The sequence below is a fragment of the Pseudonocardia alni genome (assembly GCF_002813375.1).
GTDB classification, from domain to species: Bacteria; Actinomycetota; Actinomycetes; order Mycobacteriales; family Pseudonocardiaceae; genus Pseudonocardia; species Pseudonocardia alni.
The window spans coordinates 5,654,114-5,669,202 of the sequence record NZ_PHUJ01000003.1 but is presented as its reverse complement, the minus strand read 5'-3'; the positions used below and the strand labels follow the sequence as shown (position 1 = coordinate 5,669,202).

The 15,089-nt window shown below is 74.2% G+C and carries 14 protein-coding genes; 3 read left to right on the top strand and 11 right to left on the bottom strand.

Translation table 11 applies throughout. The features are described 5' to 3' along the window. Positions 1-2 precede the first annotated feature (2 nt). Positions 3-1,175 carry a bifunctional glutamate N-acetyltransferase/amino-acid acetyltransferase ArgJ gene (gene argJ / locus ATL51_RS27745; RefSeq protein WP_167410064.1) on the bottom strand — a complete coding sequence of 391 codons (1,173 nt, stop codon included), beginning with the start codon at positions 1,173-1,175 and terminating at the stop codon, positions 3-5. Continuing rightward, a complete protein-coding gene (gene argC, locus ATL51_RS27740) occupies positions 1,172-2,206 on the bottom strand; it encodes an N-acetyl-gamma-glutamyl-phosphate reductase (RefSeq protein ID WP_174565899.1) in 1,035 nt (344 codons plus the stop codon). The genes argJ and argC overlap by 4 nt, the downstream gene beginning before the upstream one ends. Positions 2,207-2,373: 167 nt before the next feature. Here argC and ATL51_RS28520 point away from each other — a divergent pair, with 167 nt between their 5' ends. Further along, positions 2,374-3,204 (top strand): hypothetical protein, encoded by an 831-nt coding sequence (locus ATL51_RS28520; RefSeq protein WP_157818549.1) that lies wholly within the window; start codon positions 2,374-2,376, stop codon positions 3,202-3,204. 40 nt (positions 3,205-3,244) lie between these two features. On the opposite strand, the gene pheT is transcribed toward ATL51_RS28520, so the two are convergent. The 7 genes from pheT to uvrA form a co-directional block, all read right to left on the bottom strand. Next, on the bottom strand, positions 3,245-5,752 hold the full coding sequence (gene pheT, locus ATL51_RS27725; protein WP_100880394.1) for a phenylalanine--tRNA ligase subunit beta: 2,508 nt from the start codon (positions 5,750-5,752) through the stop codon (positions 3,245-3,247). 38 nt (positions 5,753-5,790) lie between these two features. Beyond that, on the bottom strand, positions 5,791-6,846 hold the full coding sequence (gene pheS / locus ATL51_RS27720) for a phenylalanine--tRNA ligase subunit alpha (RefSeq protein ID WP_100880991.1): 1,056 nt from the start codon (positions 6,844-6,846) through the stop codon (positions 5,791-5,793). 37 nt (positions 6,847-6,883) lie between these two features. Beyond that, positions 6,884-7,750 carry a TrmH family RNA methyltransferase gene (locus tag ATL51_RS27715; RefSeq protein WP_100880990.1) on the bottom strand — a complete coding sequence of 289 codons (867 nt, stop codon included), beginning with the start codon at positions 7,748-7,750 and terminating at the stop codon, positions 6,884-6,886. A gap of 16 nt (positions 7,751-7,766) precedes the next feature. Further along, positions 7,767-8,150, bottom strand: coding sequence for a 50S ribosomal protein L20 (gene rplT / locus ATL51_RS27710; RefSeq protein ID WP_020623392.1), 384 nt, complete (start codon positions 8,148-8,150; stop codon positions 7,767-7,769). Between the two features lie 77 nt (positions 8,151-8,227). Next, the gene (gene rpmI / locus ATL51_RS27705) at positions 8,228-8,422 is read right to left on the bottom strand and encodes a 50S ribosomal protein L35 (protein ID WP_020623393.1); all 195 of its coding nucleotides are present in this window, start codon (positions 8,420-8,422) and stop codon (positions 8,228-8,230) included. 98 nt (positions 8,423-8,520) lie between these two features. Continuing rightward, the gene (gene infC, locus ATL51_RS27700; RefSeq protein ID WP_100880393.1) at positions 8,521-9,159 is read right to left on the bottom strand and encodes a translation initiation factor IF-3; all 639 of its coding nucleotides are present in this window, start codon (positions 9,157-9,159) and stop codon (positions 8,521-8,523) included. 229 nt (positions 9,160-9,388) lie between these two features. Then, positions 9,389-12,391 carry an excinuclease ABC subunit UvrA gene (gene uvrA / locus ATL51_RS27695; RefSeq protein ID WP_100880989.1) on the bottom strand — a complete coding sequence of 1,001 codons (3,003 nt, stop codon included), beginning with the start codon at positions 12,389-12,391 and terminating at the stop codon, positions 9,389-9,391. A gap of 368 nt (positions 12,392-12,759) precedes the next feature. Here uvrA and ATL51_RS27690 point away from each other — a divergent pair, with 368 nt between their 5' ends. After that, on the top strand, positions 12,760-13,434 hold the full coding sequence (locus ATL51_RS27690) for an MBL fold metallo-hydrolase (RefSeq protein WP_100880988.1): 675 nt from the start codon (positions 12,760-12,762) through the stop codon (positions 13,432-13,434). 3 nt (positions 13,435-13,437) lie between these two features. On the opposite strand, the gene ATL51_RS27685 is transcribed toward ATL51_RS27690, so the two are convergent. Then, a complete protein-coding gene (locus ATL51_RS27685; RefSeq protein WP_100880392.1) occupies positions 13,438-14,280 on the bottom strand; it encodes an AraC family transcriptional regulator in 843 nt (280 codons plus the stop codon). A gap of 49 nt (positions 14,281-14,329) precedes the next feature. On the opposite strand from ATL51_RS27685, the gene ATL51_RS27680 reads away from it, so the two are divergent. Continuing rightward, positions 14,330-14,773: a DUF2000 domain-containing protein gene (locus ATL51_RS27680; protein ID WP_301549225.1), complete on the top strand. Its 444-nt coding sequence runs from the start codon at positions 14,330-14,332 to the stop codon at positions 14,771-14,773. Here ATL51_RS27680 and ATL51_RS27675 read toward each other — a convergent pair. Further along, positions 14,748-15,047: a hypothetical protein gene (locus ATL51_RS27675; protein WP_100880391.1), complete on the bottom strand. Its 300-nt coding sequence runs from the start codon at positions 15,045-15,047 to the stop codon at positions 14,748-14,750. The two genes, ATL51_RS27680 and ATL51_RS27675, sit on opposite strands and share 26 nt — an antisense overlap. Positions 15,048-15,089 lie beyond the last annotated feature (42 nt).

Genomic DNA, 15,089 nt, shown 5'->3' with positions numbered 1-15,089 from the left:
GCTCAGGAGGAGTAGGCACTGTTCTCCTCCACGTAGGCGTGCGACAGGTCGGTGGTCCGGATCTCGGCGGTGTGCCCGTCGGCCCCACCGGACAGGCCCAGCTCGACCTCGATCAGCACGTCCTTCCCGGACAGGTCGCAGTCGGCCCGGTCCCCGGCGACGACGGCGCCCTTGCACAGCAGCACGCCGTTGATCGTGACGTCGAGGCGCTCGGGGTCGATCTCGGCGTCGGCGTACCCGGCGGAGGCGGCGACCCGGCCCCAGTTGGGGTCGGACCCGAACATCGCGGTCTTGACCAGGGAGTCGCGGGCGATCGTGCGGGCGACGGTGACCGCGTCGTCCTCGGAGGCGGCGCCGGTGACCCGCACGGTGATCCGCTTGGTGACGCCCTCGGCGTCGGCCTGCATCTGCTCGGCGAGGTCGCGGCACACGCGGGTGAGCGCGGCGGTGAACACCGCCGGGTCGGCCTCGACGCCGGACGCACCGGAGGCCAGCACCAGCACGGTGTCGTTGGTGGACATCGAGCCGTCGACGTCGAGCCGGTCGAAGCTGTAGCGGACCGCCTCGCGCAGCGCGGCGTCGAGCGTGGCCCGGTCGAGGACGGCGTCGGTGGTGACCACGCTGAGCATGGTCGCCATCGACGGGGCGATCATCCCGGCGCCCTTGGTGGTGCCCCCGACGGTCCAGCCCGCCGGGTCGGTGACCGCGGACTCCTTCGGGACGGTGTCGGTCGTCATGATCGCGGCGGCGACGGCGGACCCGGCCTCGGGCCCGGACGCCAGCTCCGCGGCGGCCGACCGGACCCCGGCGAGCACGGTCTCCCGCGGGAGCTGCTCACCGATCAGGCCGGTGGAGCACACGGCGACGTCGATCGCGCCGCAGCCGACCACCTCGGCGACCTGCTCCGCGGTGGCGTGCGCGACCTGGAAGCCCTCGGCGCCGGTGCAGGCGTTCGCCCCGCCGGAGTTGAGGACGACCGCGCGCAGCGAGCCGGTGGTCAGCACCTGCTGGGACCAGAGGACGGGGGCGGCCTTGACCTTGTTGCGGGTGAAGACCCCGGCGGCCTCGGCGCGCGGGCCGTCGTTGACGACGAGCGCCAGGTCGGCCTTCCCGGACTTCTTGATCCCGGCGGCGATCCCGGCGGCCCGGAAGCCCTGGGCTGCGGTCACGCTCACGGCGCCACTCCCGTCGTCGGCAGGCCGGTGGTCTCGGGCAGACCGAGGGCCAGGTTCATGCACTGGACGGCGCCGCCCGCGGTGCCCTTGGTGAGGTTGTCGATCGCGGAGACGACGACCAGCCGGGCGGCGTCGACGTCGACGGTGACCTGCAGCGCGACCATGTTGGAGCCGAGGGTCTGCGCCGTGGTGGGCCACTGGCCCTCGGGCAGCAGCCGCACGAACGGCTCGTCGGCGTAGGCCTTCTCGTAGACCGCCCGGATCGCCTCGGCGTCGGTCGCCGGGTCGGCCAGCGGGGCGGAGCAGGAGGCGAGGATGCCGCGCGGCAGCGGCGCGAGCACCGGGGTGAAGCTCACCGACACGGGAGAGCCGAGCGCGGTGGACAGGTTCTGTGCGATCTCGGGGGTGTGCCGGTGCACGCCGCCGACGCCGTACGCCGACAGCGACCCCATGACCTCCGCGCCCAGCAGGTGCGGCTTGAGCGACTTGCCCGCGCCGGAGGTGCCGGTGACCGCGGTGATCACGACCTCGGGGGCCACCAGGCCGGCGACCAGGGCCGGGACCAGCGCGAGGCTGGTGCCGGTCGGGTAGCAGCCCGGCACCGCGACACGACGGGTGCCGGTCAGCGCGGCCCGGGCACCGGGCAGCTCGGGCAGCCCGTAGGGCCAGTGCCCGGCGTGCTCGCCGCCGTACCAGCGGTCCCAGGCGGCCGGGTCGGTGAGGCGGTGGTCCGCCCCGCAGTCCACGACGAGCGTGTCCGGCCCCAGCTGGGCCGCCAGCTCGGCGGACCTGCCGTGCGGCAGTGCGAGGAACACCGCGTCGTGTCCGGCGAGGTTCTCGGCCGTGCTCTCGCCCAGGACGCGGTCCGCGAGCGGGGTCAGGTGCGGCTGGTGCTCGCCCAGACGCGTCCCCGCGTTCCCGCCGGCCGTGAGGGCGCCGATCTCCACCTCGGGATGTGCGAGCAGCAGCCGGAGGAGCTCTCCCCCGGCGTAGCCACTGGCTCCCGCCACTGCGATGCGTACCACGTGGATGAGTATGCACGGCCTCGGAAAGCCATGCAATCGGTATTCACGATCGCGATCGGGCGGTGCGGAACCGGGCCCGGCGGCCGCGTGCGACGCCTAGTTTCCCGCGGGTGCGGCGACGGGTGACACGCGGGGTGGGACCGGACGCGGGCGCGCCCGCACGGAGGCGGTCGGTGGCGCGCACGGCGGCCGTCGCGACGGTGCTCGCGGGGCTGCTCGCCGGGTGCGCGTCGACCGTGTCCGGGACGCCGTGGCCGACGGGTCGAGGACCCGCGCCGTTCTCGTCCGGAGCGGGGCCGACGGAGCCCACCCGGCGTCCGCCGACGTCGTTCACGGTGCCGGGGCCGCTGTCGAACGGGCCGCTCGCCGCCCCGACCACCGACGGCCGCCCGACGGCGACGGTCCCGCCCGTCCCCGTGCCGCCCCCGTCCGGGGTCCCGTCCGATCCTCCCGACGGCGGGGCCGGCGTGGCGCGCACGGTGCCCCCGGTGCCGGTCGGGGACGGCGCGTCCCGTGTCCCGGACGGCCGGGTCCGGCCCTCCCCGGGTACGGCGCGCGCCACGGCCCGGCCCGCATCTCCGGCCGCTCCGGCCCCACTGACCTCGGACGTGGTGGCCGACGAGTGCCTGCTCGACCGGGCAGCGCTGACCGGGCTGCTGGGCGGGCCGCCGGTCGCGCCGGCGACGAACGCCGTCGTCACCCGCACCGACGGGACCCGCACCCGGGCCTGCTTCGCGCTCGCCGACGGCGTGACGGTGTCGGTCAACGTGTACACGACGAACCGGGGCACGCCGGCCGGCTACGTCGCCGGCGCCCGGCACGGCAGCGCGGTGACCGGGCTCCCGGCGGGGACCTCCGCGACGGTGCTCGACACCGTCGCCGGGCCGACCCTGCAGCTGGCCACCGCCCGGCACCTGGTGACGGTGGCGGTCGCGGGGCGGACACCGTCCCGCGACCGGTGGCGGGCCGCCGCGGTGGCCGCCGTCGCGGCGGCCCCGCGCTGAGCCGGCCGTGGCCCGGCACGGGCCCGCCACGGACCGGGGGTCAGCGCAATGCGGCTCCGTGCCGGGCGGTGGCCTCGGCGACCGCCGCGTCACGCGCGGCGTTCGCCTCCTCGCTGGTCAGCGTGCGGTCCGCGGCGCGCAGGCGCAGCGAGAACGCCAGCGAGCGGCGGCCCTGTCCGACCTGGTCGCCGGTGTAGACGTCGAACAGCCGCACCGACTCCAGCAGCTCCCCCGCGCCCGAGGTGAGCGCGTCGGCGAGGTCCGCGGCCGGGACCGTCTCGTCGGCGACCAGCGCGACGTCCACCGCGACCGGCGGGAACGGCGACACCCGCGGCACCGGCAGGTTCTCCCGCAGCGGGACCGCGTCGAGGTCGATCTCCGCGGCGGCGGTGCGGGCCGGCAGCCCCAGCGCCTCGACGACCTTGGGGTGCAGCTCCCCGGCGTACCCGACGACGGTGTCGGTGCCCGCGACGACGAGCTCCGCGCACCGGCCCGGGTGCCACGGCGCCCGCTCGGCGCGACGCGGCCGCAGCTCCACCCCGGCGGCGGCACCGGTCAGCCGGGCCGCCTCGACGGCGTCGGACCAGGCGGCGGGACGGCCCCGGCCCCACCAGCCGCGCGGCTCGCGGTTCCCGGCGAGGACGACCCCGACGTGCACGGGCTGGTCGGGCAGCGCGGCGCGCAGGGCGGCGTACTCGGCGTCGGACGGACGGCCGGTGACGGCGGGGTCGGGCATCGCGGGGGTGGTCTCCCCCGGCTGCACGACCTGCGCGATCGCGTACAGCGCGAGGTCCTCGGCGCCGCGGGAACGGTTGCGCACCAGCATGTCCAGCAGCCCGGGGAGCAGGGTCGTCGTGAGCCGGGACCGCTCGGCGTCGAGCGGGTTGGTGACGGCCACGGTGCGGCGGCGCTCGTCGTCGGCGGGCAGACCCAGGTCGTCCCAGACGGCGTCGGAGACGAACGGGAACGGCAGCACCTCGACGTGGCCGGCCTCGGCCAGGGCGCGCGACACCGCGCGGCGGCGCTGCTGGGCGGCGGTCAGGCCACGGCCGGCCGGGGCGGTGGGCAGCACGGAGGGGATGGCGTCGTAGCCCTCCAGGCGCAGCACCTCCTCCACCAGGTCGGCGGCCATGGTGATGTCCGGGCGCCAGGTCGGCGGGGTCGCGACGACGACGCCCTCGCCGCCGGCACCGGTGTCCAGCGAGACGGCGCAGCCGACCTGGGTCAGGCGGCGCACGGTGGCCCCGCGCGGGTAGTCGACGCCGGCGACGCGGTCGGGCATCGACAGCGGCATCCGCACGCTCGCGACGGCGGGGACCCCGCCGGCGTCGGTGCGGCCGTCGGCGAGGGTCCCGCCGCCGAGCTCGACGAGCAGCTGCGCAGCGCGCTCGGCCGCGACCGGCGGCAGCGCCGGGTCCACCACCCGCTCGAACCGCTTGGACGCCTCGCTGGGCAGCTTGTGCCGGCGCGCGGCGCGCGCGATCACCGGTGGGGAGAAGTGCGCGGCCTCCAGCAGCACGTCGACCCGGGCGCCGTCGGCGAGGTCCTCCGGCGCGGGGATCTCGGTGGACGCGCCGCCCATGACACCGGCGAGCCCGATCGGGCCGGAGTCGTCGGTGATGAGCAGGTCGTCGGTGTCCAGCGCACGGGTGTGGCCGTCGAGGGTCTGCAGCTTCTCCCCCGTCGTCGCACGGCGGACCTCGATGGCGCCGGTCAGGCGGGTCGCGTCGTAGGCGTGCAGCGGCTGGCCCAGGTCGAGCATCACGAAGTTGGTGACGTCGACGATCAGCGAGATCGGCCGCATCCCGGCCGAGAGCAGCGCGCGCTGCATCCACCAGGGGCTGGGCGCGGCCGGGTCGACGCCGTCCACCCGGCGCGCGACGAACCGCGGGCAGGCATCGGTGTCGGCGAGCCGCACCGGCCACGCGTCGCCGGTGGTCTCCGGGACGGTGACCCGGGTGACCGGGTCGGTGTAGTCGGCGTCGAGCGAGGTCGCGAGCTCGCGGGCGAGACCGCGGACGGCGAAGCAGTAGCCCCGGTCCGGGGTGACGGCGAGCTCGACGACGGGCTCGGACAGGCCGAGGACGTCGAGGGCGTCGTCGCCGGGCTCGGCAGTGCCGGGCGGCAGCACGAGGATGCCGCCGCTCTCGGCGCCGAGGCCGAGCTCCTTCGCCGAGGCGATCATGCCGTCGGAGACCTTGCCGTAGGTCGTGCGCTGGGCGATCGCGAAGTCACCGGGCAGCACCGCACCCGGCTCGGTGACGACGACGAGGTCGCCGACCGCGAAGTTGCGGGCACCGCACACCACGTAGCGGTGGCGCTGCCCCTCGAAGCCCACCCGGCAGTACCGGATCGGCTTCTTGAACCCGGTGAGCTCCTCGATCTCCTCGACCCGGGCGACCGTGACCGGCCCGGTGACCGCGGGGGCCGGATGGATCTCCTCGACCTCCAGCCCGACGCGGACGAAGGCGTCGCCGATCGCCTCGGGACCGGCGGGCAGCGCCGCCGGGTCGATGTGCCGGGCGAGCCAGGACGCGGACACTCGCACTGCTCAGAACTCCTCGTGTGGAAGCGGGGTGGGCCGGGTCAGACACCGAACGCGGTCGAGAAGCGCACGTCGCCCTCGACCATGTCCCGCATGTCCGGGATGCCGTTGCGGAACATCAGGGTCCGCTCGATGCCCATGCCGAACGCGAAACCGGAGTAGACGTCGGTGTCGACGCCGCAGGCGCGCAGGACGTGGGGGTTGACCATGCCGCAGCCGCCCCACTCGACCCAGCCGGGGCCGCCCTTCTTCTGCGGGAACCACAGGTCCACCTCGGCCGAGGGCTCGGTGAACGGGAAGTACGACGGCCGCATCCGGGTACCGGCCTCCGGGCCGAACACCGCGCGGGCGAACGCGTCGAGCGTCCCCTTGAGGTGGGCCATGGTCAGCCCGCGGTCGACGGCGAGGCCCTCGACCTGGTGGAACACCGGGGTGTGGGTGGCGTCGAGCTCGTCGGTGCGGAAGGTCCGGCCGGGGCAGGCCACGTAGACCGGCAGCTCGCGCTCCAGCAGCGACCGGACCTGCACCGGCGAGGTGTGCGTGCGCAGCACCGTGCCCGAGTCCTGCCCGCGCTCGGGGTCACCCAGGTAGAAGGTGTCCTGCATGGTGCGGGCGGGGTGGTCCTTGCCGAAGTTGAGCGCGTCGAAGTTCAGCCACGACGCCTCGACCTCGGGACCCTCCGCGACCTCCCAGCCCATCCCGACGAAGATGTCGGCGATCCGCTCGGACAGCTGTGTGATGGGGTGGCGCGCGCCGCGCGGGCGACGGTCCCAGGGCAGCGTGACGTCGACGGCCTCCTCGGCCAGCACCCGGGCGTCGCGCTCGACGAGCAGGACCTCGCGGCGCGCGTCGAACGCGGCCTGGGCCTCCACGCGGGCGGCGTTGACCCGCTTGCCGGCGTCGGCGCGCTCGGGGCCGGGCAGCTGCCCCAGCGACCGGCGGGCCATCGGGATCGGGGCGCGGTCGCCGAGGTGCGCGGGCTTCGCCGCGGCCAGCGCGTCGAGGTCGCCCGCCTCGTCGAACGCCGTGCGGGCGGCCTCCACCGCGGCCTTCAGTGCATCCGGGTCGAGAGGGCTCGCCGTGTCGTTCTCACTCATGGTGCCCACGATCGTAGAGGGCGGCCGCGAGCCGGTTTCAGTCGCGCGCCGGGGACAGCTGCGGGGCGACGCCGGCGCGGGCCCCCACCGTCGCGTACAGGCAGATCGCCGCGGCGGTGGCGAGGTTCAGCGACTCGGCGCGGCCGTGGATCGGGACACGGACCCGGTGGTCCGCGGAGGCGTGCACCTCGGCCGACGGGCCGTGCGCCTCGCTGCCGAGGATCCAGGCGACGGGACCGGCGAGGGTCGGGGTGACCGCGGGGTCGTGCAGGTCGACCTCGCCGTGCCCGTCGGCGACGAGCGTGGTCAGCCCGGCCGCGCGACACATCTCGACGACGGCGGGCGCGTCCCGGTCGCGGGCCAGCGGCAGATGGAACACGCTGCCGGTGGAGGCCCGGACGGCCTTGCCGTTGTGCGGGTCGACGGTGTCCCCCGCCAGGAGGACCGCGTCGCAGCCCGCCGCGTCGGCGACCCTGATCACGGTGCCGACGTTGCCGGGGTCGGAGATGCCGTCGCAGACCGTGACGAATCCGGGGACCCCGGCCAGCGCGGTGGCGACCGGGACGTCGAGCAGGTCGCAGACGGCGACGATCCCCTGCGGGGTGACCGTCTCGGACAGACCCGCGGCGGCCTTGTCCGTCACCGGGGACACGCGGGCGCCGGAGCGCTCCGCGGCCTCCACCAGCTCGGGGTGGCGCTCGGCGGCGACGGCGGTGACGAACAGCTCGTGCACCGTCACGGCGGCGAGGGCCTCGCGGACGGCCTGGGCGCCCTCCACGAGGAAACGCCCGGTCCGATCGCGCCCCGCGCGCCGCAGCAGCTTGCGTGCCGCTGCGACGCGGGGAGTGCGTTCGGTACCGGGCGTGGAGTCCGCGGAGCGCTCGCCGGCGCCGCGCGACTCGATGTCGCCTCGGGTCACCTCAGGCCGCGGAGCCCTGCTCGGTGCCGACCGGCAGGTTCTCCTTCGCCACCGCGACGAGCGCGGCGAACGCGGCCGGGTCGCTCACGGCGATCTCGGCGAGGTTCTTGCGGTCGACCTCGACACCGGCGGCCTTGAGGCCCTGGATGAACCGGTTGTAGGTCATGTCGTTGGCGCGGGCCGCGGCGTTGATGCGAGTGATCCACAGCTGCCGGAAGTCGCCCTTGCGCGCACGACGGTCCCGGTAGGCGTAGTTCATCGAGTGGAGCATCTGCTCCTTGGCCTTGCGGTACAGCCGCGAGCGCTGCCCGCGGTAGCCGGCGGCCGACTCCAGCGTGGTGCGGCGCTTCTTCTGGGCGTTCACGGAGCGCTTCACGCGTGCCATGGGGTATCTCCTGGGGCTTCTCCGGCACTACCGCGATGGGGGTACGGCGTGCCGGGGTTCGTGAAAGGGGCGGAAGGTCAGTGACCGAGCAGCTTCTTGACGCGCTTCACATCGGCCTTGGCGAGCTCGACGGTGCCCGACAGGTCGCGCTTCTCCTTGCGCGACTTGACCTCGAGACGGTGCCGCAGCCCGGCCTGCTGGCGCATGAGCTTGCCGCCACCGGTGATGCGGACGCGCTTCGCGGTCCCCTTGTGCGTCTTGTTCTTCGGCATGACGTATCCGTTCGATGTCGGCCCCCGAGGTTCCGGGGGTCGGTGCGGGTACTGCGTGTCCCTCCCGTGCCCGGCTGCGGCCGGGCACGGGAGCGGGCTCACGCCTCGGCTTCGGCGGGGGCGTCTGCCGGGGCGTCGGAGCCGGCTGCCGCCGTCGTCTTGCGCGACGCCGGCTTCTTGGTCGGTGCCAGCACCATCGTCATGTTGCGGCCGTCCTGTTTCGGAGCGGCCTCGACGACGGCCATGTCACCGATGTCCTCGGCCAGGCGCTGGAGCAGGCGGTAGCCCAGCTCGGGACGCGACTGCTCGCGACCACGGAACATGATCGTGACCTTGACCTTGTTGCCGCCTTCGAGGAAGCGGATGACGTGACCGCGCTTCGTCTCGTAGTCGTGCTTGTCGATCTTCGGCCGGAGCTTCTGCTCCTTGATCACGGTGAGCTGCTGGTTGCGCCGGGACTCCCGGGCCTTCTGCGCGCTCTCGTACTTGAACTTTCCGTAGTCCATGAGCTTGCAGACCGGCGGGCGGGCCTGGCCGGCGACCTCGACGAGGTCGAGGTCGGCGTCCTGGGCCAGCTTGAGGGCGTCCTCGATGCGCACGATCCCGACCTGCTCGCCGTTCGGGCCCACGAGGCGGACCTCGGGCACGCGGATGCGGTCGTTGATGCGGGGCTCTGTGCTGATGGGGTCTCCTGTGTGACTCGCTGTGTCGCTACTACCTGCTGCCGGCGACGACAAGCGAAGACCCGTTGATCGGCCCGCGACAGAATGCTGCCGCGAAGCCGGACCATGGACCCGGACACCGTTACGATCACGGCGCGGGTGGGAGCGGGGCTCCACTTGACGCCCGGAACACACGTGTCAACGCGATCCCGGGTGGTCGCATTCCCGAGGGTAACAGGCTGCCGGTGCGCCGGGAACGCGGGGTCCGGGCCAGGACCTGCACGGACCTGGACCGGGGCCGGGCTCAGCCCGCGCTGGCGGCCTTGGCCCGGCTGCGCCGTGCGGTCGTCGGCCGCCCCGCGCCCGCGGTGCCGTTGCCGTTCGACGACGAGGTCCGCCGCCGGACCGGCGTGACCGGTGTGTCGTCCGGGGTGACCAGGTCGCGCAGGAACCGGCCGGTGTGGCTGTCGGGGTGTGCCGCGATCTGCTCCGGTGTCCCCTGGGCCACCACGGTCCCGCCGCCCGAGCCGCCCTCCGGGCCCATGTCGATGACCCAGTCCGAGGTCTTGATGACGTCGAGGTTGTGCTCGATCACGATCACGGTGTTGCCCTTGTCCGCCAACCCCTGGATGACGGCGAGGAGCTTGCGGATGTCCTCGAAGTGCAGACCGGTGGTCGGCTCGTCGAGGATGTAGACAGTGCGGCCGTTGCTGCGCTTCTGCAGCTCACTGGCGAGCTTGACGCGCTGGGCCTCACCGCCGGACAGCGTCGGCGCGGGCTGCCCGAGCCGGACGTAGCCGAGGCCGACGTCGACCAGGGTCCGCAGGTAGCGGGCGATCGAGGTGATCGGCTCGAAGAACCCGGCGGCCTCCTCGATCGGCATGTCGAGGACGTCGGCGACGGTCTTGCCCTTGTAGTGGACCTCGAGGGTCTCCCGGTTGTACCGGGCCCCCTTGCAGACCTCGCACGGCACGTAGACGTCCGGCAGGAAGTTCATCTCGATCTTGATCGTGCCGTCGCCGGTGCACGCCTCGCAGCGGCCGCCCTTGACGTTGAAGGAGAAGCGGCCCTCGGCGTAGCCGCGGACCTTCGCCTCCGTGGTCGCGGCGAACAGCTTGCGGACCTTGTCCCACACGCCGGTGTAGGTCGCCGGGTTGGACCGCGGGGTCCGCCCGATCGGCGACTGGTCGACCCGGACGAGCTTGTCGAGCTCGTCGATGCCGTTGATCCGGGTGTGCCGGCCCGGCACCTGGCGGGCGCCGTTGAGCCGGTTCGCCAGCACCGTGGCGAGGATGTCGTTGATCAGCGTCGACTTGCCGGACCCGGACACCCCGGTGATCGACACCAGGCCGCCGAGCGGCACGTCGACGTCGATGCCGCGCAGGTTGTGCTCGCGGGCGCCGACGATGGTCAGCCTGCGGTCGTGGTCGAGCTCGCGGCGCTCGGGCAGCGGGATCGACTTGCGCCCGGACAGGTAGGCACCGGTCAGTGAGGTGTCGTGCGACTCCAGGTCGGCGATGGTGCCGGAGTGCACGACGCGGCCGCCGTGCTCACCGGCGCCGGGGCCGATGTCCACCGCCCAGTCCGAGGCACGGATGGTGTCCTCGTCGTGCTCGACGACGATCAGGGTGTTGCCCAGCTCCTTGAGCCGGGTCAGCGTGTCGATCAGCCGCCGGTTGTCGCGCTGGTGCAGCCCGATCGACGGCTCGTCGAGCACGTAGAGGACCCCGACCAGGCCGGAGCCGATCTGGGTGGCCAGCCGGATGCGCTGCGCCTCGCCGCCGGACAGCGTGCCCGCGGCGCGGTCCAGCGACAGGTAGTCCAGCCCGACGTCGAGCAGGAAGCCCAGCCGGGCCTGCACCTCCTTGAGCACCGCGCCGGCGATCATGGCCTGCCGGTCGTCGAGGACCATGCCGTTCAGGAACTGCGAGCACTCGGCGACCGACATGTTCGACACCTGCGCGATCGACCGCTCCCCCAGGTCGCGGTGCGGCAGGGTCACCGACAGCACCTCGGGGCGCAGCCGGGCGCCGTTGCAGGCGGGGCAGGGGATGTCGCGCATGTAGCCCTCGTAGCGCTCCCGCTGCGACTCGGACTCGGTCTGCTCCAGGCGGCGCTCGAGGAACGGCATGACGCCCTCGAAGTTCGCGTAGTACGAGCGCTCGCGGCCGTAGCGGTTGCGGTAGCGCACGTGGACCTGGTCGTCGCTGCCGTGCAGCACCGCCTTCCGGGCGGCGGCGGGCAGCGTGCGCCAGGGGGTGTCCATCCGGAACCCGACCGCGGCGGCCAGACCGGACAGCAGCCGGCCGAAGTACTCCGCGTTGTGCCCGGACGACCAGGGCGCGATCGCGCCGTCGCCGAGGGACAGGTCCGGGTCGGGGACGACCAGCTCGGGGTCGACCTCCTTCTTGATGCCGATGCCGGAGCAGGCCGGGCAGGCGCCGTAGGGCGAGTTGAAGGAGAACGTGCGGGGCTCGAGGTCGTCGACGGCGAGGGTGTGCCCGTTCGGGCAGGCCATCTTCTCGGAGAAGCGGCGCTCGCGCTGCGGGTCGTCGTCGGGCAGGTCCACGAAGTCCAGCACGACCAGGCCGTCGGCCAGCCGCAGCGCGGTCTCCACCGAGTCGGTGAGGCGCTGCTTGGCGGTCGCCTTCACCGAGAGCCGGTCGACCACGACGGAGATGTCGTGCTTCTCCTGCTTCTTCAGCTTCGGGGGGTCCGAGAGCGGGTGGACCGTGCCGTCGACGAGGACGCGGGAGTAGCCCTGGGCCTGCAGGTTCCCGAACAGGTCGACGAACTCGCCCTTGCGGGTGCGCACGACCGGCGCGAGCACCTGGAAGCGGCTGCCCTGCTCCATCTCCAGGACCTGGTCGACGATCTGCTGCGGGGTCTGCTTCTCGATCCGCTCGCCGCAGGTCGGGCAGTGCGGGATGCCGGCGCGGGCGTAGAGCAGCCGCAGGTAGTCGTGGATCTCGGTGATCGTGCCGACCGTCGACCGCGGGTTGCGGTTGGTCGACTTCTGGTCGATCGAGACCGCCGGGGACAGTCCCTCGATGAAGTCGACGTCGGGCTTGTCCATCTGCCCGAGGAACTGGCGCGCGTAGGCCGAGAGGGACTCGACGTAGCGCCGCTGGCCCTCGGCGAAGATCGTGTCGAACGCCAGGCTGGACTTGCCGGACCCGGACAGCCCGGTGAAGACGATCATGCTGTCGCGGGGCAGGTCGATGTCGATGCCCTGCAGGTTGTGTTCGCGCGCGCCACGCACGACCAGCTTCGGCCCGTCCGGGACCGGCGACGCGCCCGGGGACAGGGCGGTGCCGGCGTCGCGGCGGTCGGTGCTGTGGTCGCTCACGTTTCGCGCCTCCTGGGGTGGCGGTGCCGTCCGGGTGATACCCGGTCGTAGCGCCCGCAGGGCTGGGGACATTCCGCGACCGGGCACCTGTGGCCGGTGAGGTTCGTCCCCACGTCCGCCGCCGATGCTAGGTCGCCCCACCGACAGCGAGCCCGTCGAGCCGGCCCCGCAGGCGGTCCGGCGCGGTGGATGCACACCGGGACGCGCCGGTCGGTCCGCACTGCACGGTACTCGCACGTCCGTTCGATCCGTCAGCGGCCCCGTGGGTGCGACCGGCGGGTTCTCCCCACCGCGGGATGTCGGTGCGGGCCGCTACCCTCCCGCTCGTGGACGTCCTGGAGAACTACACCGGTCACACCGACCCCGGCGGCGCGGCCATCCGCCGCGACCTGGAGCGGTTGAGCATCAGCAAGGTCTCGGTCGGCGAGATGGACAACAACGCCTACCTGCTCGTCTGCAAGCGGAGCAACGAGGCGCTGCTGATCGACGCGGCGGCCGAGCCGACCCGCATCGCCGACCTCATCGGCGCCGCCGACGAGCGTCCGGACCTGCGCCACCTGGTCACCACCCACCGCCACGCCGACCACTGGCAGGCACTCGGCGCGATCGCGGGCATGTTCGAGCCGCGGCTGATCGCCCACCCGCAGGACGCCCCGGAGCTGCCGGCCCCGATGGACGAGTTCGTCGAGCACGGCGACACGATCACCTTCGGCGAGATCGAGCTGGAGGTCATCCACCTGCGCGGGCACACGCCGGGCTCGCTGGCGCTGCTCTACCGCGGGGAGGACCGGCCGCACCTGTTCACCGGGGACAGCCTGTTCCCGGGCGGGCCGGGGAAGACCTGGTCGGCGGAGGACAACGCGCAGCTCATCGGCGACCTCGAGGAGCGGGTGTTCGACCGGCTCGACGACGACACCTGGTTCTACCCGGGCCACGGGGACGACTCGACGCTCGGAGCCGAGCGGCCGAGCATCCCGGAGTGGCGCTCGCGGGGCTGGTGACCCTCAGCGCGCCGCCGGGCCGCTGCGGGCGTAGCGGCCCGGCGTGACCCCGACCAGCCGGACGAACCGGCGGTGCAGGTGTGCCTGGTCGTGGAACCCCACCGCCGCGGCCGTCGCCGCCGGCGGGGTCCCGTCCAGCAGCAGCGACCGCGCCCGTTCGACGCGGCGGGCGTCGAGGTAGCGGTGCGGCGGCAGCCCGAAGCGCCGCGAGAAGGTGCGGACCAGGTGGCCGGGGTGGGCGTGCAGCAACCGCCCGGCCTCGGCGAGGGTCACCCCGTCGACCAGCCGGGTGTCGAGCAGGTCCCGCAGCCGGCCGGCCAGGTCGTCCGCCGGTGCCCGGCCGGGCCCGGCGGCCGTGTCCAAATGCCGGGCGAGACGTTCCGCGACGAGCGCGAGCCTGCTCTCGGCCTGCAGCTCCTCCCCCGGCACGACCAGCGCGCGGTGCAGCTCGTCGAGCCTGCGGCGCAGGACGGGATCGGCCACCCCCGGCCGGTCGACCGCGGGGCCGACCAGCCCGCCCGTCCCGGACGCCCCGGGATCGAGCGCGGCGGGGTCGAGGTAGAGGACCCGCTTACGGAAGCCGGAGCCGCCCGCCGCACGTCCGTCGTGCGCGACCCCGGGCGGCAGCAGCGTCACCGGGGCCTCCTCGGTCCCGTGCGGGCGCCGGTCCAGGTCGTAGCGGACGGCGCCGTCGTCGACGATCAGGACGGTCCACGTGGAGTGCGCGTGCAGCGGGTACCGGTGCCGGACGAAGCGGGCGTGCAGCACCTCGGCGATGCCCGGCACGCGCTGCGGCCGCCAGGCGGTGACGGCCTCGCCCGGCGCCCACGGCCCGGCACCGTTCATGTGAGGAACGTACAAGAGTGCGGACGCCCGCCCGTCGAGGATCGACGACGTGACCCTCTCCGCCCTGCTCCCCTCCTCCCCCGCACGCCCCGCCACCAAGATCGCCGTCGTGCTGCGTGACGACCTGCTCGGCTGGCAGGTCGCGAACGTGACCGCGTTCCTCGCCGCCGGGGTCGCGGCCGGCGTCCCCGAGCTGATCGGCGAGCCCTACGCCGACGCCGACGGCACCGCCTACCTGCCGACCCTCGGCCTGCCGGTACTCGTCCGCGCCGGGGACGCGACGACGCTCGCGGCCTGCCGGGCCCGGGCGGTCGGCCGCGGGCTGCCGGTGGCGGTGTTCACCGCGGCGATGTTCTCCACCGGCAACGACCACGACAACCGTGCGGTGGTCGCCGCGGCCCGGGCCGAGGAGCTCGACCTGGTCGGGGTGGCGCTGCACGGGCCGCGCAACGCCGTCGACAAGGCCCTCAGGGGGACGACGACCCATCCGTGACGGCCGGCGGGGCCAGCCCGGCGTCGCCGAACAGCTCCCGCCAGCGCGCCGCCGGGAGCCGGTCCAGCGGCCGGTCGGCGGACGCCCACGCCTCGGCGACGGCGCCGGGCAGCAGGTCCGCCCCGACCAGCCCGGCGTCGGTGAGCTCGGCGAGCAGCTGCGGCACGCGGTGCCCGCCGACCCGGGCGACGGCGGCGTCCCAGTAGGCCCGGGTGATCGGGCGGTCGCGGTCGAGCAGCGCGTTGACGGTGATCTCGTAGAGGGCCTGGCTCACGCGGTCAGGATGCCCCCTCGACCCGGCTCCTCCAGCGCGAGT